This window comes from Bradyrhizobium iriomotense (assembly GCF_030160715.1).
GTDB classification, from domain to species: domain Bacteria; phylum Pseudomonadota; class Alphaproteobacteria; order Rhizobiales; family Xanthobacteraceae; genus Bradyrhizobium; species Bradyrhizobium iriomotense.
Genome location: NZ_BSOW01000010.1, coordinates 225,528 through 247,593, shown reverse-complemented (window position 1 = coordinate 247,593; position 22,066 = coordinate 225,528). Strand labels below are relative to the sequence as shown.

Genomic DNA, 22,066 nt, shown 5'->3' with positions numbered 1-22,066 from the left:
TTCGGCGCGCATGGATGACGGCGCAGCCATTAACGGCGCGGGCCTTGGAATCACCTCAACGCGCGATAGGCGCAGCGACGTTAACTCGCTTCAGGAATGTGTTCGCGCAGACGTAGCATCGACGAAGAAATTCAGCGAAAAGTTTTCAACGTATGATGAACGTTCCGACCTAATTCACGCAGAGACTGCGCCAAAAGCGGTTTTTAACCACCGTAACCGACCGGGTATACGCAGGCTCGCTCCTATAACCAACGATATATAGGGCGATCGGAAATTCGCATCTAACATTTATAAAAGGTTAAGCAAGATGGATTGATCGAAATCCACAGGCAAAAAGGGAGGATCACGATCGCAGTAACTCGATATTTTTGAAGACTGCAAACTCATGGAGAACGACCAATTTAACAACAACGATTCGTTCGTCCGTCGAAGGACCAAATTGAGTTCAACCGTCCGTCGCTGTTGTGTCATTGCGTAGGCTGGAGGGTAAAATGAGGAGGCGGCAATCTTACGGAACGGTTCTTATTGGAAAGAACGTTCTGATTAGAGAAGGTATTGCTAAAATATTGCATGCAGCAAATTTTCGTATCGCGGCATCGGCGTCGAGCCCCGCGGAATTGCCAAGCTCACTTCAAGAAGAGCAACTGATGTTTCTCATCGTCCACACCGGCGATGATTTCGATCTCGCGAGAGAACAAATCGGACATGTGAAAGATCGGTATCCGGACGCTCGCGTCGCGATCGTCTCGGACAACTATCGGCCGGCCGAACTCGCTTCTGCGTTTCGTGCAGGCGCCAACGGATACTTCGTCAACGTCATTTCGTGTGACGCTTTCATCAAGTCCGTTGAGCTCGTCACGATGGGCGAGACCGTCTTCCCGCCGGCATTTCTGTCGTTCGCTCTTGACGGCAATCGCGAACGCGAACCGACGCCGCTCAGCGAAAACGAGCACGCAATCCTCGTCACGTCGGAGGACGCGATCTCGCCGCAGCTCTCGCCGCGCGAAAAGGCGATCCTATCCTGCCTTATCGAGGGCGATTCCAACAAGTGCATTGCCCGAAAGATCGACATCGCCGAAGCTACCGTGAAGGTCCACGTCAAGGCGATCCTGCGCAAGATCCGGGTTCAGAACCGGACACAGGCGGCGATTTGGGGAATGAACCATGGATCGCTGGTACGAGCGGCAAACAGTCGCGCGCTCACGGCCGTCGATCCAGGCCGGGGGATCGCGAAGCCTCTCGAGGTGATCTCCGAGATGGAGCAGATCAGCGAGCCGGCTTCATTGGTCCCCCAGTCTAGTCACGTCGCAGTACCCCCTATCGACGGTCTACTCCGCAAGGGCGTGGATCGAGGGACTCGCCCGGCGACACGGCTCTACAAGTAGGCGCAGGGATCCGAAAAACGACTGCCGTCGCGCGAACGATCCCATCGCGGAGTGAGTTACGACACTTTCGTCGACTTCCCGACGTCCAGGATGTTCCCTACTGCACTTGCGTGAACAGCACGCGAGTGCAGTAGGCACTCTCCTCGGGTTGACGACGCGCAACGCTTAGGCTGCAGGAGCGCGTCTCTTTTTTTCGCTCCTGAAGCGATGCCTGCTTGTACCTCGCCAGCGGCGAGAGAACGTAGCTGATGATCGTGCGCGCGGTGGTCGGCGTTCCCCGCTAATCTGCGGCCACGCGCACCGACTTGCGCTCGATGGCAAGCCGGATCATGGGGGCGCATGAAGTTCGCGCCTTACTCACGCACGGGTGGTGAACACCGACAAGCTGACCTATGTGGCCAATCTCGACTCGCTGCCGGGCGCCGAGGGAAATCCGCATTACTCCTTCGAGAAACAGTACATCTGCGAGGGCGCGGGCCCGCGAAAACTGTACGAAAGATACCAGCCGGACGCGGTGATGACTCTGACGGCCAAAACTCATGCCGACCGCTCGACCGACGGTCCTGGCGAGTTAATGGACCATCGTTACTACCCATTTATTGCCAATTCCCATCCAGTGACCCGGAGCGTACTGATTCAGCCGGAGACGAGCGATCGGGTCGTAGAGTGCAATGGGTTACGCGTTTTTCACTGATTTGCCGGCGTCCACCAAGCTTCCGGCAAATTTGGTTGGCGGCGGCATGGCGGCCACAGCAATCGTCGGTAGGGGCCGGTTAGTCGGCTCGTCAGTTGCCCAAGGCGGCTTCTGTTTTGGCAGCGATCGTCCACTATGGCTTGATCCTGCTTTGCTCGGCGGCTCCCGGCTACCTCATTCCGGAAAGGTTAGTTGCCTATTGATGCGACTCTGTGTGCTGCATCGTCCGCCAACCGACCCTCCCCTGGTGAATCGCGACACACGTCAGTCGCCGAGCCTCAACTACCAGCGCTGGTACGAAAATGCTGCAGACCAATAGCACCGATAATTGGACAGATCGCGACAATGTGGCGCCTGAATTTCGTCCAGGTCCGGTCGTGTCGCTGACAGAAGTGCTGGCCGTGCTGGCCTTCATACGACGACATCTATTGATCACATTGCTGGCATGTTTTGCGGCGCTTGGCGTTGCTATACTTTACCTCGTCATCGTGACGCCGACGTTCACCGCCAGGGCGCAACTCATCGTAAACGCGAAAGGGGTGGACGCTGCGGCGGTGTCAACGGTCGTAGAAACTCAGATTGGAATCATCAAGTCTGAGAGCATCGCTAACGCCGTCATCGAGAAGCTCGGCCTTGCTCAAGACCCGGAATTTACGACCGGCCAAGGTAGTGGCATGATATCGCGGGTGCTCGGCTGGGCTAGAGGGGAGACAAAAGTTAGTGGCGCGCGCTATGCCTTGGAATCGTTCGAACGCAAGTTTTCGGCCAAGCGTCTTGGCCCTACGTTTCTTGTCGAGATTGCCTTCGACTCCAAAGATCCTGATCGAGCGGCGCAGATCCTAAACGCTGTAGCTGAAAAGTATATTTCCCGTCAAATGGACGCCGCTTTACTAGACGAGACATGGGTTAAAAAGCGATTGAACGAATTGAGCGCTCAAGCATTGGCGGCGCAAAAGGCATTCGAGGATTATAGCAAGAATGGGAAAGAGCCAGCGGATTCCACTGCTACCATCGATAAATTGGCAGCCGCTGTAGACTCTTCCAAAAACGCCTATGATAATTTTCGCCATATGCTGCGTAAGATGGAAGCCACGCAACAACAATCCTCACCAGGCTTTGAGGCGAGTCTCGTCACCGGGGCGTCGCCTCCTTTGAGGGCGAGTTCGCCAAGACCTCGAAGCGTGCTTGTAATAGCGATCGTTGGCGGGCTGCTTCTTGGAATAGCAATGGGAATCGTGCGCGATCTGTCCGTTCGCATTCGCACCAGCGGTCCGAACACTCGTCCCAGCGCAGAGGATGACAGGACCGAGCAATCTCTTCCGGACGAGCTTCGGCCAGATCATCAGTATGAAGCATCGGCAAAGGCAAAGTCAGTGCGCCTCGCGGGTTCGGGGTGAAAGCGACCTCGACCGACAATCGGCATGCCCCCAGCGGTGGAGCCCCCCGTGTCTCACTGAGGGAGTCGGCAAGCTCGTCTGGACGCTTGAGAAGGAGAGAGCGCGGATCGTTTAATGGAATAGATCGAGACTGCAGCCGAAAAGCTCTCAAGGCTGGAGGCGGCTTTCTGAACCTCTCTCCCGCTTTATCCTCTGCACGTCAAAAAGTGAAAGGCGCTCGGCACGTCGACAAGCTCCGCCTCCATCTCGACCAACACGTTGACAAGCGCATTGACGAACTCGGTCGCAATCCCCTTATCGCGGTGAGGAAATGAACTCTTGAGAAGGTCCGTTTTGCCCTCTGCCTATACGAGTCTGCATCAACTACGTCAGCAAGGCCCGGCGAACCATGTGGGAATCCCGCGAGATCAGGCACGACCTCGGAAGATGCGATCATCAGCGCGTCCATGAGCCCTCTTTCTTTGCTCCACTACGCAGGAAGTACGAAAGCCTGCGGGAGCAGGCCGCACACAGGAGGCGCGCACGCGGCACGAGATCGGGGATTCGCCGCAAGGCAGGATCTCTCGCCGCTGCGGGGCTGTTCGACTATGCTCTGCAGTTGGGGGTGCCGATCATCCTGGTCCGCCACCTGACCACGCAGGAGTTCGGGGACTATCGCCTGGCGTGGTTTATCGTCGAAACAGGGTTGATCCTCTTTCCGCTGTTCCTGCCGCAGTCTCTATTCTATTTCCTGTCGCGCGCCGCTCCCGGAACCCGCCCAAAGCTGGTGGGCAACACGTTCGCAAGTCTCTTCGTTCTTGGGGGGCTCGCGACTCTGTTGCTCCTAGCGCTCATGCCAGTTTTGCCGAGTTCGATTGCAGGCCTCCAGCGTCACTCGCCCCTCGTTCAGATTTGCGTCGGCACCTGGATATTGGCGTCGATTCTTGATCACCTGCCGACGGCGGACGGAAAGGCGGAGTGGGGAGCCTGCGCAACGATCGGGTTTGCGATCGTCAGAACAGCGACATTGGCAGGTGCGGCAGTCGCATTTGGCGATGTCGGGTGGCTTCTGGTGGTGTTATGCGGCCTGGCCATGCTGAAGGTCGGGTTAGCCGTGACGTATGCCCTGTTTGCTGCGCAGGAACGGGGGCTCGGATTCGACGGCCAGTTGGTCCGCGTGCAATTGGAGTATTCGCTGCCCTTTGCGATGGCCAGCGGTTTTTTCGCCTTGCGCGCGCAAGCCGGTCAATGGGTCGTGGCAGCGAACTTTCCGAGCTCGGCCTTTGCACTCATCTCGATTGCATCAGTGGTCATGGCTGTCGGTACGTTGACCCGCGGACCTCTGTGCTATGCGCTTCTGCCCAATATCAGTTCCCTATTGGCCGAGGGCAACGTTGACGGCGCCCGCAAGCTGATATTGAGAGCGAATCTGCTGCTGGGATGCATGGTGCTGCCAGCCTTCGGGTTGGTGATAGCGACCGCGGACGACCTTGTGGAACTAATCTATACACGCGAGTATCTCGGGGCAGTGCCGCTCATGCAGATTTATTCGTTGGGACAGATCGCAACTGTATTCGGAGCCAGCTGGCTGCTTTGGGCGTTTGGATTCGGCCGACTGGCCGCGACGATCGGCGCGATATCGCTTGTGCTCACAATTGCCTTGAGCATCCTTGGTGTCCAGTTATTCGGCCTCGCCGGCGCGGTGGCAGGAACCATCGCCGGTCTCGTTGTTTGGGAGTGGTGGGCGTTGATCAAGGTCGCCAAGGCGCTCGGAACCAGCATCGCTAAATTGATACCGCTGTATCAGACATTGAAAGTCGCCTTTGTGGTTGCGGCTGGTGTGCTGGTCGCTCACATCGTCTCCTCCGAGCTAGACACATCCGTTTTTCTGCGGCTCGTGGCAAAGTCTTCGGCTTTTATGACGATTGTGCTGCTTGGGTTCGTGCTCACGAGGCTCCATCACTCCGTGATATCTCTCGTTCGCGGCGCGAGTGAAGAAGCGCCTTCAGGAACGCTTGAAAATACTGACGCAGCACGCGAACCCAGTCGCCTGGTCGACCCGGATCATCTTCGGTAGGCCATTTTCCGTAGCCCTCCGGAAGGGCCGTGAGGGCCGCGAAGTAGCTTGGACTCGCCAAAAAGGGCGACACGAGAATGGGTAATCCGAAAGGTCGAGCCGCGGACCGCTTCAAAATACTATGCTGCTTCGGTGTGAGTTTGGATGCCATGCGTTGACGTCCTCATTAGGGAGCCCTTTTCAAGCATGTGCGGAATTTCCGGTCTCTGGGAGCGTAATGGTTGCCGCCTGCAAGACCTGAAAAGGCGGGCGTCTGCAATGACGCAAACCCTGAACCACCGCGGACCGGACGACAGCGGCATTTGGTTAAGCGAGCAAGCCAGCATTGCCTTCGGGCAGCGTCGCCTAGCAATTATCGACTTGTCCCCAATGGGACATCAACCAATGGTCTCGGCCAACGGGCAATATGCCATTACGTTCAACGGTGAGATATACAATTTCCGAGAACTGAGGGCCGAACTGGAGCGTTGCGGAGTTCGGTTTCGTGGACATTCAGATACAGAAGTCATTGTCGAAGGATTCGCCCAATGGGGCGTCAAATCGACCATCGCCCGTCTGAATGGGATGTTCGCAATTGCAGCGTGGGACGCCGGAGAACGTCAACTATTCCTGGCTCGTGATCGAATGGGCGAAAAGCCGCTTTATTGGGCGATTTTCGATGGACTAGTTTTGTTCGGATCAGAATTGAAGGCGCTGCGCGCTTATCCCGGTTGGAAGCCAAGTCTCAATCGTGGAGCGATCGCCGCCTTTCTTCAGCATAGTTATGTGCCGGGTCCATTCACGATCTATGAAGATGTCTACAAGCTGCCGCCCGCCGGGTTCGTCAAAATTGCGAGCGGCGGCGGCCCCGAAGTCGGCGCGTACTGGGATCTGGCCAGTGTTGTCTCGCAGGGGCAATGCAATTCGCTTCGAGCCGACGAAGAGGGACTGGTCGATGAGCTCGAGGCGTTGCTGCATGATGCAGTATCGCGCCGCATGATTGCGGACGTTCCGCTTGGCGCCTTTCTGTCCGGCGGCTATGACTCATCCACCGTCGTCGCGCTGATGCAGAAAGCTTCTCTGAGACCGGTCAAGACGTTTACCATCAGCTTTGAGAACCCGACATTCGATGAATCGAAACACGCTGAGGCAGTCGCGCGACATCTCGGGACCGACCATACAACATTTCCCGTTAGCGGCGCTGACGCTCTCGATGTGGTGCCGAAATTAGCCGAGATGTATGACGAGCCGTTCGCCGACTCCTCCCAGATCCCGACCCATATTGTTTCCGCGTTGACGCGAAAACGCGTCACGGTCGCTCTGTCAGGAGATGGTGGAGACGAATTGTTTTCCGGGTACTCACGGTATCAATCGACGGATAACTTTTGGCGACCGCGTGCGAAGATTCCGCTTGCGCTCCGCCGCCTCGTGTCTTCAAGCATCTGCGCTGTGCCGCCCAGCACTTACAACAGCATAGCCCGCTATGTACCATACTATCGGCGCGTGCCACGTGTTGGCCAAAAGGCCCACCGGCTGGCGCAAATCCTCTCAATGTCGTCGATCGATTCCGTGTACTATAAAATTCTCTCGCAGAACCACGACAATCTTGTAAAGGGACCACAAGAGGTGCGGACGGCCTGCTGGGGTCAAAACCTCGAGGTCCTCTTGCCAGATCCGGTGGACCGTATGCGCTACCTGGACATGTGCACCTATTTGCCTGATGACATCCTGACTAAGGTTGATCGAGCCTCTATGGCTGTCGCTCTTGAGGTACGTGTTCCGTTCCTCGACCATCGCCTGGTTGAATGGGTCTGGAAGCTGCCGTCTTTCCACAACGCGCGTGCCCGACGCCCCAAGCATTTGCTCCGGCGTGTTCTTGCCCGCCATGTGCCCGATCGTTTGGTCGAGCGCCCGAAAATGGGGTTCGGGATTCCGCTCGTAGATTGGTTGCGCGGTCCGTTACGGAATTGGGCCGAGGACTTGATGAGCGAAGCTTGCCTGAGCACTGGTGATATTTTCTACGTTGAGGCCATTCGCTCGCTCTGGGCCGCATTCTTGAACGGAGATAGTGAGCAAGATTTCCTCATTTGGAATATTCTGATGTTTCAGTCGTGGCATCGTCGGTGGGGCGATGCTTCGGTGCCGGATACCGGAACAAGACGCTTGGCATCGCTTTTGAATTGAAGATATGGCGATGACACCTTTGTCGTTTTTTGCCGGACTCCAGCGGGGCGTGCGACCTTACACGAGCGCTTACGAGCCGCCCCCGATTGCGATTGCGCAGCGATGCGTACCAACTCCGCTATAGGTATGCTGCTTGTTCAATGATTTGCACCCGCGAACTCCCAACCGCCATGGCGGCTCCCGCGATCATCGGATCCGTTCCGAGTTATCGAACAATAATATCCGCCACGCGGCCTTGATCAGCGCTGGGCCGCTGATCGCTCGAGAGCACCGGAGAGAAAGGTGGACCGCCACCACAGCTCCAGATCTCTACTAGCTGATTATCGCGCCGTTGGTAAGCGCCGCCATGCACCGTCGAGCCCGCCTCGCCATTGGAGCCCAGCACCAGCACTCCGCCTTCATGCAACGCGTCCCGCAAATTAGCGATTGCCTGAGTAAGCTGGGCCGGCGAGAAGTAGCTTGGATTGAGAACATTCATGGCCCGCACCACGTGATAGCGGTCGACCGGCGGCGAAAAAATATCATAGTTCTTGATCTGAAAATTGGCACAGCGATCGAGATATTTTCGCGCCTCGCTGCACAAGAGCAGGATATGGTCCCGGATCAAGGCCTCATCACCTGCGCGAGCCGCATCGAGCACAGCCATGGCCCGAGCCCGCCAAAACAAACGCAATAAGTGATTGACAGGGTAGAGCCAACTTTCTGTACGTGCCAAATTTAGTACAAATGGCGGCCGTACTAGCTGTAGTGGGACGTCGTTCTCGTCGACCACGACGCTTAGCCGCGCCTCTGGAAAAGAAAGTCTGGTGACACGCAGGCAGAGATCGCTCGCCAGGAAATCAAGCCCGCCGAACTGCGCCGACAGGACACGATAGAAGTCACAGGCAGTCCGCCCATCGGACACTGCAACATCATGGACGCTCAGCCGTGCATTTGACGAGAAAAGCTGCGCCAATATACTTAGCACCTCGCGGTCGAACGTGCCAAAACGCTGGCGGCTTGTGCGCTTGTAAGCGCCGTTGGTAATAGGAAACAAATTCAGCACTGCCGCCTGAAGAGCCTCATCGTCCGAGCCGCCACGGCGCGCCAATGCTTCATAAAGCGCAATGTCGCAAAGTCGGTGGAAAAAGCGTCGCGTCTCCGCCAAACGTCCCAGCCCGGAGCGATCTAGTTGTTCGAGCGTGCAAATGCCGTGTTTGAGCATCCTCTGCCCTCCAAAATGAGCTCAGCGTGGCGCGCAAGTTGGGTTCCAAGAGTGAACAATATCTATCCTCAAATTAGCGGCCAGCTCGTCTAGCTTCTAGAAAAGCGCAAATCTCTCTTGCCTCTTGCGACCCAATGCAGGCGTCCCTCGATATCACCGGGTTTGACGACTAGTGGCCGAAAAGCGCTCCCATGCAAATGACCTTTCAAAGTAGCAGTATTCATGTGCGGTGTACGCGTTAGCATTTGGTGCACGAAATCGCGCCATGGGCGTCTATACCATTCCCCGACCAACTGGTCTCGTCCTCTCCCGTGATCGAGAATAGGTAATCCGAAAGGGTCGAGCCGCAGACCGGTTCAGAAGACTATGCTGCTAGAGTGTGAGCGTGGCTGCCATGCGTTGACGCCCTCATTAGGGAACTCGATGTACGTAATTTCCGATATTTGTGAGCGCTATGGTTGCAGTCTGCAAGACCTGAAACGGCGCACATCTGCAAGGACGCGAAGCCTGAGTCACCACGGGCCAGACGACAATCACGTCTGGCCGAGCCACTGGGCTGTTGGTGGAGAACGCCGATGCGATTCCTGACAATATCAAATGCGCATCCTCAGACATGCGGCCGTGTCCACTCGAAAGCCGCCGAACTGCTGTTCATCTTGCGGTCCCATCAACCTCGGGGTGTCAGGTGCGAATTCTCTCGATAGATTTTTCCATTCCATATCTATTGAAAGATGATGACTATCCGATCGGCGGCTGGGCCGTTCAACTTTCACTTTGGCTTCGCGCGCTTGAAAGCGCCGGTCACGAAGCCGCTTTCCTTACCTGGAAGGGTGCTTTGGCGCATGTGGGTTCGGGCCAGCAAATCAAACTTATCGAGACCTATGATCCCGCGACGGGAGTGCGGGTTGCGAAGTGGTTCTACTCATACATTCCCAAGGTGTTGGCAGCCGCCCGCGCCTATCGTCCCGACATCATCATCCAGGGCGCACGTGGGGCGGGCACTGCCATCATGGCTTTCGTCGCCGACCAATTAAGGATTCCGTTCGTTCACCGCGTTGTCAGCGACGGAGACGTCGATGAGCGATACAAGATCGGGCTTCGACATTATGAATGGTTATCCTATTCTTGGGCTCGGCATCGAACAGCCGCATTTCTCTGTCAAAATGAGTATCAACGCGAAAAATTGGCAGCGCTTTTTCCGGGCACACCCATTCACGTCATTCACAATGCCATTGCCGTGGCAGAGGACGCGGCCGCTCCTTTGCCGCGCGCAGAACGCAGATATGTCGCTTGGCTGGGTGTCTTCCGCCATGGAAAGAACTTGCCAATGCTGCTTCGAATCGCCCGGGAACATCCGGCTGTCCAATTCCGCGTAGCAGGGATGCCAGAGCGAGATACTGATCAATCGACGCTAGACGCCCTGAATAGCCTGCGCCATCTGCCAAACGTGGAACTGGTTGGTTGTGTCCGGCGGGCAGACGTTCAACGATTTCTATCGGAAGCGACGATGCTTCTCTGCACATCGGATGTCGAGGGCTTCTCGAACACGTTCCTGGAGGCTTTGGCTACCGGCACCCCTGTTGTAACTCGGCGAACTGTCGACCCAGATCTGATCGTTCGGCGCCATGCCCTTGGCGCATCGGCCGAGGACGAGTTGGCGCTTTCAAAATCCGTGAGCGCAATTTGGGACATGGACGCGAACGAATACAACGCGGTCGCGACACGATGTCAGATCTACGTTAAGGCCAATCACTCGCCGACGGCAAAAGCTCGCGAGTTAATTGCGGCCTTGAAGCCCCTTATGGATAAGTCAAAGTACCCAGGGCAACTACTTTGAACTGGTCACACTCGAAGCGAAGCGATCACAGCGTTTTGGGCTCTGGGCCGCGCACCCATTGGCCAGAAGGACTCTGTCCGTCACCTACGTCCGAAACTGTTGCTGCCCATTTTCGAAACTTCGATGCTGACGACCGGATCCTCTTGACTTGGAGCTTCCTCGCGGCGACCTGACTAGATGCGACAAAATCTAATGGACGGTTAGAGTAGAGCAACCAATTCCGATAGGTCGAGATGAGTACATCTCTGAGCAATAGCGCCCCAACGCCTTATCATCCCACTTTGCCAGATTCAGTCGCGCAGGCTGGAACCTTTTTCTTTCTGTTGTTCGTTTTCATGTGGCCATTCCAGCGCGTACCATTTCTGACTGACAATTTGTTCGGCGTCCAAGGGCTCAAACCCTTTAACCTATTATCAGCAATAGTCTTGGCTTATCTGGTTTTCGACACTGCGCCCCTACACGCGACCGACAGGATCGAACGAACATCCATCAGAATATTTCTCCTGTACTTCGCAATTTTTGCCATCGCCCTCATTCGATCAGTTCCAAACGCGCCCCTTTTGCATAGTCGCTTCCCCGATTCATATCCAGAGTCCTACTTTGACTTTGTATTATCGAATTGCCTTGTGCCGATCTTTTACACTTTATCCTTCCTGTTTGTCCTTAAGCGCATGCGCTCCTTTCAGGAGATCGAGAGGATCACGACGGTGATCTGCCTTTCAATGCTGTTGTTATCAATCGTTTTCGTCGCGCTCGTCCTGACGAATCCGTCCGTTAGCGGAATGGCCGAGCCGGTTCCAGCTAGCCGGGACAAGATGACCGAGTTCTGCGAAACCTATTTTGGCGTCCATTACAATACGATCGGAACAATGTACATTTGCACTGTGCCTTTGTTGGTCTATCGAGCTCTTACGCGCAATGCTCTCGGGATCGCATCCCTGTGTCTATCGCTCCTGGCGATTCTTCTCCTCGAGTCCCGCGGCGCGCTTGTCACAGTCGTAGCTTCGTGTTCCCTATATCTGATCCTGCGGCGCAGGTTCGCCATCTTAGTCGTTGGTGCTGCGGCTGCTGGCGTCACATCGCTCCTGTGGATTGGACCAACCGTTCAAGCTCTTCTTTCCGTCGGCTTTGATGGCGATTCCGGCGCCTCGGCCGATGCCTTGCTGACGGGCCGTGTCGATTATGTTTGGGCTCCGCTGCTAAGTGAATGGACGAGCAATATCGGCCTGTTCCTGTTTGGCGCTGGTCGCTACGGAATGGGGACGAGCCAACTTTGGGACACAGGAGCGCTGTATCAGGCCAACCAAGCGCATAATGCAATTATCAACTTCTTTCTCGATTGCGGGGTGATTTTAACCGGCGTGCTTCTAATTTTCCTTCTCCTTGGAACAGCTACCGCCTGGCGGGTTGGGCGAAGGTTGAATAGTGACCTATATTGGGCTCTGTTCGTGTGCATCTTTGGTTGTGGGATTAGTATGGCGACTCAGAGCGACATTCTTCCAACAATCCAAAACATGTATGCATTTCCGATCGTTGCGATGATGATCAACTTGGCGCGGTTGCGCTATCTGGGTGCCATCACAGATACCCCAAAAACAGGGAATAATGGGAAGATAGAAAATGCGCCAATAGCGTTAGTGGCAAGAAGCAAGCAAAAAAGGGAAAGGCCATGATGGTCTCTCAGATGGATCCGAAGCACGCACACCACTACAAGGTGGAGATTGGGCTTGCGGAGCGGTTGCGTAATTCCTCCCGTGCGGAGCGTAAGCATGTTTACCGCTCGGTGTACGAAGAGCTGCTTCGCGAGGTGCCGTACCACCCGCAGCTGGTGTCTAAGAGCCAGGAGACGGTGAGTCGGCCCGAGTTGCAAGGGTTGTTCGAGACGCTCCGTCCGCTCCTCAATCCTGACACAGTGTATGCGGAGATCGGAGCTGGCGACTGTGCGCTCACGATGCTCGTTGCGCCGCACGTGCGGAAGGCCTACGCTATCGATGTCTCCGCGACGGTAACACACGGCGCGAGCGCGCCAAATCTCGAACTCGTGCTCTCCGACGGCGTCAGCATTCCGTTAAAGGCGACGCTGATCTTCTCGAACCAGCTGATGGAGCACCTCCATCCGGATGACGCGCGCGACCAACTCGCGAACGTGTTCGCCGCGCTGGAGCCCGGCGGCAAATACTTCTGTATCACGCCGAACCGTATGAGCGGTCCGCACGACGTCTCGCGCGGCATCGATGAAGTGGCGCGCGGCTTTCACCTACACGAATACACGAACAGCGAACTAGCGGGCCTGTTCCGCTCAGTGGGCTTCGCGCGCGTGCAGGCTTTCGTGCGCATCCGCAACTTCCAGACGACGCTGCCGCTAGGCGTCGTGACCGCCCTCGAAACCGCCGTCGGGTGGCTACCGCGGCGCCTTGGATGGCGCGCTTCCAACCTGCCGATCCTACGCCATATCCTTGATGTCCAGCTCATCGCGACGCGTCGCTGACCACGCGTCCCACGCGCTTCCGGAGCGGTCGCCACAGTGTTTGGTCGGCGGCAACCTGCTGATTCCCGATCCTGCCGTTGTCGATGAAGCGGGTGCGCGCCCTCCTGGGTGTCCCGGTCACGATGCTCAAGGGTGATCACGATCGGCTGGAACGTGCACGGATGTCCGGAGCCGCGGCCGCAGCAGGCCCAATTGCCGACGACGGCGCTTGAAGTGCCTGGCATGGGCCTCCCGCCATCATCTCGGCGCGTTTGGCGATACGCAGATTCGATTGCCGCAGGCTGTGCGTGCGAGCCGGCGGTTGAGCAGCTTGATCGCCGCATGAGCCAGCTTGGCCTCAATCGGGAACGCGATGGCCTTTGGTCTGCACGGTAGACGACACCCGGTGTCGGCAGCGCGCCACGGTGCGCCCTGCCGCAGCCGCTCCCTGCCGGCACGCCGCGATGAACGCGAGGCAGGCCACAATCGCCTGCGGGCGCCCCACATGATCAGTGGAATGAACTTTTGCTCATCGCAGCCTACGCTAGAGCCTGTGATACTCACGATACCATTTCGCGAACCGTGCAACACCCTCGTCGAGAGCCGTCGACGGGCGAAAGCCGATGTCGCGTTCGAGCTCGTCAATATCGGCGTAGGTTGCTTCGACATCCCCCGGCTGCATTGGAAGCATTTCCTTAATCGCCGTCCTGCCGAACTCCTTCTCCAGCAGCGATACCACATGCATCAGATTTTCAGGACGATTGTTGCCGACGTTGTAAATTTTGCATGGGGCGCTGCTGGTTGCGGGATCCGCAGGCGCGCCCGGCCGCCCCTGGGGTGGACGGTCGATCAGGCGTACGACAGCCTGGCTCACGTCATCGACATAGGTGAAGTCGCGCCGCATCTCTCCATGGTTAAACAACTTGATCGGTTCGCCGGCAAGGATTGCCTTGGCAAAGATGAACATCGCCATGTCCGGGCGCCCCCAGGGACCATAGACGGTGAAGAACCGCAGGCCGGTCGCTGGAATACGATAGAGATGGCTGTACGCATGCGCCATCAGCTCGTTGGCTTTCTTGGAGGCGGCATAGAGACTAATCGGATGGTCGACATTGTCCCTTACCGAAAAGGGTAGCTTCGTATTCGCGCCGTACACTGACGACGAGGATGCGAACACGAGATGCCGGCACTCATTGTGACGACAGCCCTCCAGCACATTGATGAACCCATCGAGATTCGCATCGACGTAGGCGTGCGGATTCTGCAGTGAATAGCGGACGCCGGCTTGAGCAGCCAGGTGAATCACGATTGGGAATCGGTGCTGTTCGAACAATGCTGATGATGCCGCACGATCGGCTAGGTCATGCTTCACAAAACTGAACTTCGGATCGCGCTTGAGAAGCTCGATGCGCGCTTCTTTCAGCTTAGGATCGTAGTAGGCATTAACACTGTCAGCACCGACCACCTCGCGACCATCAGCCAAGAGCTGTCGGGCAACATGAAAACCAATGAAGCCCGCAGCCCCGGTCACCAGTACTTTGTCGTTCAGCATCTTATCTCCGGATTAGAGCCGCCACAGGTCAATGACGGCGGGCTTTGCGGCACGATCGAGCTTTGTCTTGACGTCGAGCACAAGGCCAGAGCCGTCGCGCAGCAGGCGCTGAACGAACGGCCAGCCACCATCGACATAGGGCTGATGGGCGACGGCGAGAACGAGGGCATCTGCAGGTTGCAGTGCGTGCAGTTCGGTCAATGTCACGCCATACTCATGGCGGGCATCGGCAGCGTTCGCCAACGGATCATGGATCTGCACCGTGAGCCCAAAAGACTGAAGCTCGCGAACGATGTCGACGACGCGGGAGTTGCGCGTGTCTGGAACGTCTTCCTTGAAGGTCAGCCCGAGGATGGTCACGATCCCATTCTGGGCCTTGCGGCGCAATAACCCACGAACGCATTCGCGCGCCACACGCTGACCCATGCCGTCGTTGATGCGCCGCCCGGCGAGAATTACCTCGGGATGATAGCCAGCCTTTTCGGCGCGATAAGTTAAGTAATAGGGATCGACACCGATACAATGGCCGCCGACAAGTCCCGGCTGGAACGGCATGAAATTCCATTTGGTCCGCGCCGCAGCTAGGACGTCGCCAGTATCGATATCAAGCGCCTGTAAGATCAGCGACAGCTCGTTCATGAAGGCGATATTCAGGTCGCGCTGGGTATTCTCGATGACTTTTGCAGCTTCTGCTACGCGGATCGAGGGAGCACGGTGAATACCAGCGCTGACTACAGATCCGTAGACATCCGCCACGATCTCAAGCGTTCTGGCATCCTGCGCCGAGACCACCTTGGTAATCGTTTCGAAGCGGTGCTGCTTGTCGCCGGGATTGATCCGCTCAGGCGAATAGCCGACTGCAAAATCTACTCCAGCCTTCAGGTGAGAGTTTTGCTCAAGAACCGGAATGCAGTCGTCCTCCACGGCGCCCGGATACACGGTTGATTCATAAACGACGATATCGCCCCTCTTTAGAACCTCACCCACCGATCGCGACGCCGTTATCATCGCGCGCAGGTCCGGATTCCGAGCCTCGTCGATCGGAGTCGGCACTGTGACGATGAAGAAGTCGGCCTTCACCATTCCGGCTGGGTCGGCGGTAAAACGTAGCGTTTCCTGGTGCAAATCATCGCTATCAACCTCATGGGTCCGGTCCCTTCCCTCTCTGAGTTCAGCGACACGTCGCGGGTCCACGTCGAATCCGACAACCGGAACTCCGGAACGCGCGAACGACACAGCCACGGGCAACCCCACATAGCCGAGCCCAATCACCGCTATTCTTCGGCCGTGCATCATGATTGATGTCCAGACGTCCGTGCGCCATTGGCGCCGCTCGACCAAGTGTTAAGGCAGCCTGTCGATTGGCGTGCGGCATTCGACTTGAACGGTCCAACCCGGGTCATTTCGCCAGCGCGTCGGACCGCAAAACGGGCGCGAACACTTACATAAGCGACATCAAATCCGTCGAACACGGGGAGAAGCCGGCGCAGTTGAATCCAGTGCCCTCCTCCCGATGCGACGACAAGAACCTCGTTGAACACGATCCCACTCCAGCACTGGTACGACGCCGCGCGAGCTGCCGATCCATCCGCAATGCCACCACGGCCACGCTTGATAGGCGCCAGCAGAAAGCGCGCGCACGCTATCAATTCTCCTCCAACAAGCCGGTGCGAGACACCGAGGGACGAAAATTGACCGTAGCAGTACTTTAATAGCAAACCCCCCGCGGGCGGGCTTACCAATCAGGATTACCTAAATCGTGAGACGGGTGTCGTAGACATGCCTGGCACATCAAAATCGGCTAGATTGGTCAGACAGGTGGTCCCTACATCAGTGCCGTGTCGGTCGTGGATCTGCGACAGAGTTTGTGATTGTTTTGCCGAGAAGGACAGCCGGTCGCGATGTCAACCTCTCTGGTCACCTTCCAATAGCTGGAAAGGCGGTCCGTCACTTTACCGCTCGGGCAGCGTGGGAAAGTGCTAGGCTTCCTTCGTATCACAAAGGCCTGATCCTTGAGGGGGCGGCACATGCGACGGCGCGATCTTCTTACCGGATTGGTGGCCACGACGGCGGCGGGCGCCCTGCCGACCGCCGGGCTATCGACGCCTTTCACCAACGATGAGACCAATGCGCTGGCAACCATAACGCCGGTCCCGAGCGCGTCGTGGCTGGCGGCCGCAGATACCCTGATTTCCTCGCTGAAGACGGCCGGGGTCTGGCAGACGCTGGACCTCTTCTATTGTTTCGCCGCGCCCAGCTCGACCGCCTGTACCTACAACTGGGTCAACATGACAAGCGGACGACTGACCGCCAACGGCAACCTGACCTACAGTGCCAATGCCTGCGTGGCCAGCGACGGTTCGACTGGCTATTTTACCACGACGTTCGACGTCAACTCAAACAAGGCGCAGGATGGTAACGCCGAGTACGGATTCTTTACACTGAACGAATGTACAACCGACAATATCTCGCCATTCCAGACGGCCGGCGGAAAGCATTATATGGCGCTGCAAGCGAACAGTACAGGCGCCGCGATTGCCAACTTGTTCGCTGCACTCAACACTTCGGCAGAGGCATCATTCTCCAGCCTATGGGGTTCGACCGTAGGTCATTGGGTCATTCAACAGAATGATACCACGGCACAGTTGCAGGCCTTTGTCGATGGTTCATCGCTTGGCACGAGCACCCAAACGCACAGTGCGGATAGCGGCGCCGTGCAGTTATTGAAGAGCGCAAGCGGCTCATATACGACGCGGCAAGTCGCCTTTGTGCATTACGGTTCGAAGCTGACGGCTCCGCAACAGTTGGCGCTGAGCAAGGCACTCTATGCTTTCCTGACGGCGATGGATGTACGACCGATGGCGGGTACCCCCGGGTTGAGTACTGGCCCGACCAACGTCGCCCCCTATAAGCACTGTGCCACTTTTTCAGGGACTGGTTATCCGATTTCGCCCTCATTTCCCGCTCCTGCAGGCAGTTTTCAGGGACGAGCCAGCGCCTATCCCTACGCCATGATCAAGGTTAACGATCCCAACTATAATTCCATCATCAGACTGGAGGCCCACGCCGGGGATCGTCCGTCATTCGATCGCACCACCATCACGCGGGTGCAAATAAATACGGCGAATCTTGTTGCGATCCCATGGCAGACGACCTGCGACCTGGCGTTCTCGTTCTTTATTGAAAACGGGACAGTTTTTGATACCGGCTTCTGCGACTTAGCCAACATGCACGACCAGACGAGAGGCGTGAACTGCGGACCGACTCATGCGATTGATCCCGCCACCGGGAATTTCCTCGTGTGGTACTATGTCAACGGGACCCACTACAACATCTATCCAGTCGTGACCAGTGCGCCATGCGCAAAAGGAGTATGGCATCATGTCAGGACCACCTACAGACTCGACGATAGCCCGAACGGGTTCTGTCAGGCTTGGTTCGATGGCGTGCAGGTTCTGAATGCGACGGGCATTCGATTTGCCGCTTCCACAGGTGCGCCGTTCTGGTGGAATATCACTGGTCTTTACCAAGGTGTGACCGGCGCTGGTCCGACCGCCGTTTGGTACGCCAACCTTGAGTTCGATATCTCGGGCACGCAGCCGTTTGCGTCGCGCATCTCCAACCCGTTGCCTGTGCCACCGCTGACATGATCGCTTAAGAAAGCAACGGCCATAGACTAACGTCTTATGGCTGCAGATGTGCCTGATCTACGTAGGCCCGAAGGGTCTCGTCGCCTTGCGCGCGCCGTCCGCCCACAAGGACGGGTGCCGATAGGGGTAATCCAAAAGGGTCCGCACGGGCGCCAGTTTTGGACAATAGGGTTCGCGCGCACCAGGGTAATTTCGGATATCGTTTTCTGGTCCACCCAAGGATCTGCCCGACGTCGTGATCCCCGTGTGTGGGGGAAAGGATCGAAGCTCGATTCCTCTGAAGCCGGCCAGACGATCCGACACAATGCGGTCGGTGGCGAGATCGGATAAAGGTCCATCCGGTCTAGTGACGTGTAGAGCTGCCTTCCCGCAGTAGTTTGGCGAAGCAGACAGCCGGAGTGTTGCACCGTCTGTTCGGTCAGATCACGATAGAGCGCTCTCGCGACATCGAGGCCATTATCGTCTACGAGGAGATCACCGTCTACCTTCCCTGACTGCATGGTTTCGTCTTGCAGTCCGAGCAATTCGCAAAATGATCCGGATTGAAGCGCTCAGGCGCTGCCGCCCGCCGCTGGATACGTCGATACTCCAAAACGGACTCAGCCGACGCCGAACCGCTCCGCTTGAGTGGAGGCAACAGCAAATTGCTTCGGCGACTACACTCTTCGTCAAACGCTGCTGTACGCCGGATCAATGAGCGATCCCGATCTTGTCTTCGGCAGCGTAGTATCTCGGAACGCTGGGAGCCTCGCAATCGGGATAGCCACTCTGGCGCCAGCAACAATCCTCTTTGCTTGTGCTGGCTCGGAAAACTCCAGGGCTGCCCCATCAGGACCCATAAGCTATTTGTCCGACATGGTGCGTGCACGAGCGGTCTGAGCCTCCTCTTGCCATCGAAATTGGTAACCCTAAAGGGTCGCGCCGCGAACCGGATCACAGACTATGCTGGTGCGTGAGTACATGCGCGATGGGATAGTGCACCCGTAACGCCAACGACAGTGCTTCGAGACGTGTAGGGCAATGTTCGAATACGACGAACATAGGCTGTTCTCCTTTAACGGACGTCATGTCGGCCGAGACATTGTGGAGCGGCAGGCCAGTAAATCGACCGACATCGAGCTGGTCACATCGATAGCCGTTGATGCGCCGATGAGCCTGGTCATGCTCAAGCCGCTCAAGGAGAATAGATGAAAATCGCAATTCTCGTGGGAACCCGTCCAGAAATCATCAAAATGGCACCGGTCATTCGCGAATGCCGGAAGCGAAAGCTCGACTACTTCATTATCCACTCGAAGCAACATTACTCGGAGAAACTCGACGGGATCTTCTTCTCGGAACTCGCTCTTCCCTCGCCAAAATACAATTTGAATATCGGCTCCGGCGGTCACGCGAACCAAACGGGTCGCATACTGATTGAGCTTGAGCCGATCCTAATGTCGGAACACCCTGATGTACTACTCGTTCAGGGCGATACGAACACCGTGGTGGCTGGCGCACTCGCGGCGCACAAACTTCATATTAAGGTCGGGCACATCGAAGCCGGGTTACGCTCGTTCGACCAAACGATGCCCGAGGAAAGCAACCGAATCATCACAGATCATATTTCGGACTATTTATTTGCCGTTACCGATTTGCAGGTCGGTCATCTCAAACACGAAGGCCTGCCAGACTCGAAGATATTCCAGGTCGGCAACACGATCGTCGACGCCCTACTTTCTCATCGGGCTCACGCGGAGAAGAGCAGTCGGATTCTCACCGAACTGAAATTGCAGAAGAGCGGCTATTACCTTCTTACGTCCCACCGCGCCGCGAACGTTGATGACCCGGACGCCTTGAAGGAAATCATCCAACTGATCGCGAAAATCCCCGGTAAAGTGTGCTGGCCGATACACTATCGAACCCAGAAGGTTCTCAAAGAAAACAAGATTGATTTGCCGATGAACCTGGCCTGGACCGAGCCCGTTGGCTATTCGGATTTCTTGAACTTGCTTTCGAATTGCACGGCCGTCATTACGGATTCCGGCGGCGTGCAGGAGGAAGCCTGTATCCTCGGCGTACCTTGCGTGACCATTCGCGATCGCACGGAACGGCCTGAAACCGTCGACGTCGGCGCAAATGTTTTGGTACACCGAAACGCTGAGGCGATGGTCGCGGCTCTCAATCGTCCGATTAAACCTTGGACGAATCCTTTTGGAGATGGCCACACCGCCGAGAGAATACTTGACATCGTCATGGGCGAGCATTTTCGGTTGGCTCCGCAAACTCAGGATGCTGTTTGCGTTGCAGGTCTTGGTTACATGGGACTTCCGACTTCCCTCCTCTTGGCGAACTCGGGCGTGAAGGTTACCGGCTTTGATCTCAGCGAAAAGAAAGTGAATGAGATCAACCGAGGTCACTGCCCGTTCGATGAAAAAGGTATTCCTGAGTTATTGACGACGGCTTTGAAGACTGAAAACTTCAAGGCTCAAACGAGACCTGTGGCGGCGGATGTTTTCATTGTGGCCGTACCGACTCCACACGACAACAAGAAATGCGATTTGTCCTTCGTTCTTTCGGCCGTCAACAGTCTTCTTCCAGTCATGAAGGACGGCAATCTGCTCATCATTGAATCAACGATCAAACCAAAAACGTGTGAAGACATCGTACTTCCGATCCTCCGATCGAAACATCTCAAGGTCGATGTTGCGCACTGCCCCGAGCGTGCCATTCCCGGCAACACTTTACATGAAATCGTTCACAACGATCGAATCATCGGCGCCAAATCGCCGGAAGCGGCGGAAAGAGCGGCGCGCCTCTATTCGACCTTCACAAAGGGGACGATTCATCGGACGAATCTGGTGACCGCCGAGTGCGTAAAGCTCATGGAAAACACTTTCCGCGACGTCAATATCGCTTTGGCGAATGAGTTTTCCCTGATTGCCGACAAGTTCAGATTCAACGTTTCCGCTGCGATTAAGCTTGCAAACAAACATCCGCGCGTCGGTATTTTGCAGCCTGGAATCGGCGTCGGAGGTCACTGTATCGCCATCGATCCCTGGTTTTTAACCGAAGACATCAACGATCTGAATGTTATTAGAGCCGCTCGCGAACTGAACGACGAGATGCCGAAGCATACTGTCGCGCGAATTCAAGACAAGATTGACCCATCTGTTAAGAAAATCGGCATTTTGGGAGTGAGTTACAAGCCAGACGTCGACGATGCTCGCGAGACGCCGGTTTTGGAAATTGCAAAGATTCTTTCAAAACAATACGAAATCCGCTGCCACGATCCCCTGGTAAAAGATTGGGATTTCGAACTCTTCCCCATCGAAAAAGTGGACGGTTGGGCGGACGTGTTGATTATCCTTTCCGGTCATAAGGTCTACTCATCGAAGAAGTTTGACTCCCCGCTGCTTTCGTTTGACCAAATGATCAACGCGGTTCCATGATTTTTGAGCTGCAGCTCCGCTAAGCAGGCTGCAATGAACCATATTCTAGAAAGTTGCCTCTACTACGGCGCGAGCCGAGTTTGAGAACGGCCCTTTGTTCTCGCACGCCTCGCTGCTAGAGCCGCCATTATCTTGTTTCATGAAATGCAGCGCGATTGTCAGTCGGAATTGATGATCGGAGCGTCGATTTCGAATATGCGCCTAGTTGGCTGCGCCGGGAGAGACGGTCAATC

Annotated in this window: 13 protein-coding genes and 1 pseudogene; 11 read left to right on the top strand and 3 right to left on the bottom strand. The window is 56.3% G+C overall.

Annotated features, from left to right (window positions below; translation table 11 throughout):
- Positions 1-491 precede the first annotated feature (491 nt).
- The 5 genes and pseudogenes from QQL28_RS16575 to asnB all read left to right on the top strand — a co-directional run bounded on the left by QQL28_RS16575 (position 492) and on the right by asnB (position 7,695).
- The gene (locus tag QQL28_RS16575; protein ID WP_284267112.1) at positions 492-1,385 is read left to right on the top strand and encodes a LuxR C-terminal-related transcriptional regulator; all 894 of its coding nucleotides are present in this window, start codon (positions 492-494) and stop codon (positions 1,383-1,385) included.
- 349 nt (positions 1,386-1,734) lie between these two features.
- Positions 1,735-1,962: pseudogene (locus QQL28_RS16570) on the top strand (dTDP-glucose 4,6-dehydratase); the annotation flags it as partial.
- 419 nt (positions 1,963-2,381) lie between these two features.
- Positions 2,382-3,476: a Wzz/FepE/Etk N-terminal domain-containing protein gene (locus QQL28_RS16565; protein WP_284267111.1), complete on the top strand. Its 1,095-nt coding sequence runs from the start codon at positions 2,382-2,384 to the stop codon at positions 3,474-3,476.
- 604 nt (positions 3,477-4,080) lie between these two features.
- Positions 4,081-5,532, top strand: a complete 1,452-nt coding sequence (locus QQL28_RS16560; protein ID WP_284267110.1) for a lipopolysaccharide biosynthesis protein — start codon at positions 4,081-4,083, stop codon at positions 5,530-5,532.
- Positions 5,533-5,676: 144 nt separating this feature from the next.
- Complete coding sequence (gene asnB / locus QQL28_RS16555; RefSeq protein WP_348522501.1) at positions 5,677-7,695, top strand: asparagine synthase (glutamine-hydrolyzing); 2,019 nt, start codon at positions 5,677-5,679, stop codon at positions 7,693-7,695.
- 205 nt (positions 7,696-7,900) lie between these two features.
- On the opposite strand, the gene QQL28_RS16550 is transcribed toward asnB, so the two are convergent.
- Positions 7,901-8,899: a protein-glutamate O-methyltransferase CheR gene (locus QQL28_RS16550; RefSeq protein WP_284267108.1), complete on the bottom strand. Its 999-nt coding sequence runs from the start codon at positions 8,897-8,899 to the stop codon at positions 7,901-7,903.
- 685 nt (positions 8,900-9,584) lie between these two features.
- Here QQL28_RS16550 and QQL28_RS16545 point away from each other — a divergent pair.
- The 3 genes from QQL28_RS16545 (at position 9,585) to QQL28_RS16535 (ending at position 13,224) form a co-directional block, all read left to right on the top strand.
- Entirely contained in the window at positions 9,585-10,736 is a 1,152-nt protein-coding gene (locus QQL28_RS16545; RefSeq protein ID WP_284267107.1) for a glycosyltransferase family 4 protein, read from the top strand.
- A gap of 233 nt (positions 10,737-10,969) precedes the next feature.
- On the top strand, positions 10,970-12,409 hold the full coding sequence (locus tag QQL28_RS16540; protein ID WP_284267106.1) for an O-antigen ligase family protein: 1,440 nt from the start codon (positions 10,970-10,972) through the stop codon (positions 12,407-12,409).
- A complete protein-coding gene (locus QQL28_RS16535) occupies positions 12,406-13,224 on the top strand; it encodes a class I SAM-dependent methyltransferase (RefSeq protein ID WP_284267105.1) in 819 nt (272 codons plus the stop codon). Before QQL28_RS16540 ends, QQL28_RS16535 begins: the two co-directional genes overlap by 4 nt.
- A 523-nt stretch (positions 13,225-13,747) precedes the next feature.
- Here the strand turns inward: QQL28_RS16535 and QQL28_RS16530 are convergent.
- A complete protein-coding gene (locus QQL28_RS16530) occupies positions 13,748-14,755 on the bottom strand; it encodes an NAD-dependent epimerase (protein WP_284267104.1) in 1,008 nt (335 codons plus the stop codon).
- Positions 14,756-14,767: 12 nt separating this feature from the next.
- A complete protein-coding gene (locus QQL28_RS16525) occupies positions 14,768-16,051 on the bottom strand; it encodes a nucleotide sugar dehydrogenase (protein ID WP_284267103.1) in 1,284 nt (427 codons plus the stop codon).
- Positions 16,052-16,782: 731 nt separating this feature from the next.
- Between QQL28_RS16525 and QQL28_RS16520 the strand changes: the two genes are divergently transcribed.
- From QQL28_RS16520 to wecB, 3 genes are all read left to right on the top strand, one after another.
- On the top strand, positions 16,783-18,405 hold the full coding sequence (locus tag QQL28_RS16520) for a heparin lyase I family protein (RefSeq protein WP_284267102.1): 1,623 nt from the start codon (positions 16,783-16,785) through the stop codon (positions 18,403-18,405).
- 1,020 nt (positions 18,406-19,425) lie between these two features.
- Positions 19,426-19,596: a hypothetical protein gene (locus QQL28_RS16515; RefSeq protein ID WP_284267101.1), complete on the top strand. Its 171-nt coding sequence runs from the start codon at positions 19,426-19,428 to the stop codon at positions 19,594-19,596.
- A complete protein-coding gene (gene wecB, locus QQL28_RS16510) occupies positions 19,593-21,833 on the top strand; it encodes a non-hydrolyzing UDP-N-acetylglucosamine 2-epimerase (protein WP_284267100.1) in 2,241 nt (746 codons plus the stop codon). The genes QQL28_RS16515 and wecB overlap by 4 nt, the downstream gene beginning before the upstream one ends.
- The last annotated feature ends 233 nt before the right edge of the window (positions 21,834-22,066 follow it).

Excerpts from the sequence above, each read along its gene's own strand:
- wecB (WP_284267100.1), top strand. The coding sequence starts at position 19,593 with ATGAAAATCGCAATTCTCGTGGGAACCCGTCCAGAAATCATCAAAATG.
- QQL28_RS16575 (WP_284267112.1), top strand. The coding sequence starts at position 492 with ATGAGGAGGCGGCAATCTTACGGAACGGTTCTTATTGGAAAGAACGTT.
- QQL28_RS16530 (WP_284267104.1), bottom strand. The coding sequence starts at position 14,755 with ATGCTGAACGACAAAGTACTGGTGACCGGGGCTGCGGGCTTCATTGGT.
- QQL28_RS16535 (WP_284267105.1), top strand. The coding sequence starts at position 12,406 with ATGATGGTCTCTCAGATGGATCCGAAGCACGCACACCACTACAAGGTG.
- QQL28_RS16540 (WP_284267106.1), top strand. The coding sequence starts at position 10,970 with ATGAGTACATCTCTGAGCAATAGCGCCCCAACGCCTTATCATCCCACT.
- QQL28_RS16515 (WP_284267101.1), top strand. The coding sequence starts at position 19,426 with ATGTTCGAATACGACGAACATAGGCTGTTCTCCTTTAACGGACGTCAT.
- QQL28_RS16550 (WP_284267108.1), bottom strand. The coding sequence starts at position 8,899 with ATGCTCAAACACGGCATTTGCACGCTCGAACAACTAGATCGCTCCGGG.
- QQL28_RS16565 (WP_284267111.1), top strand. The coding sequence starts at position 2,382 with ATGCTGCAGACCAATAGCACCGATAATTGGACAGATCGCGACAATGTG.
- QQL28_RS16525 (WP_284267103.1), bottom strand. The coding sequence starts at position 16,051 with ATGATGCACGGCCGAAGAATAGCGGTGATTGGGCTCGGCTATGTGGGG.
- QQL28_RS16520 (WP_284267102.1), top strand. The coding sequence starts at position 16,783 with ATGCGACGGCGCGATCTTCTTACCGGATTGGTGGCCACGACGGCGGCG.
- asnB (WP_348522501.1), top strand. The coding sequence starts at position 5,677 with ATGCCATGCGTTGACGTCCTCATTAGGGAGCCCTTTTCAAGCATGTGC.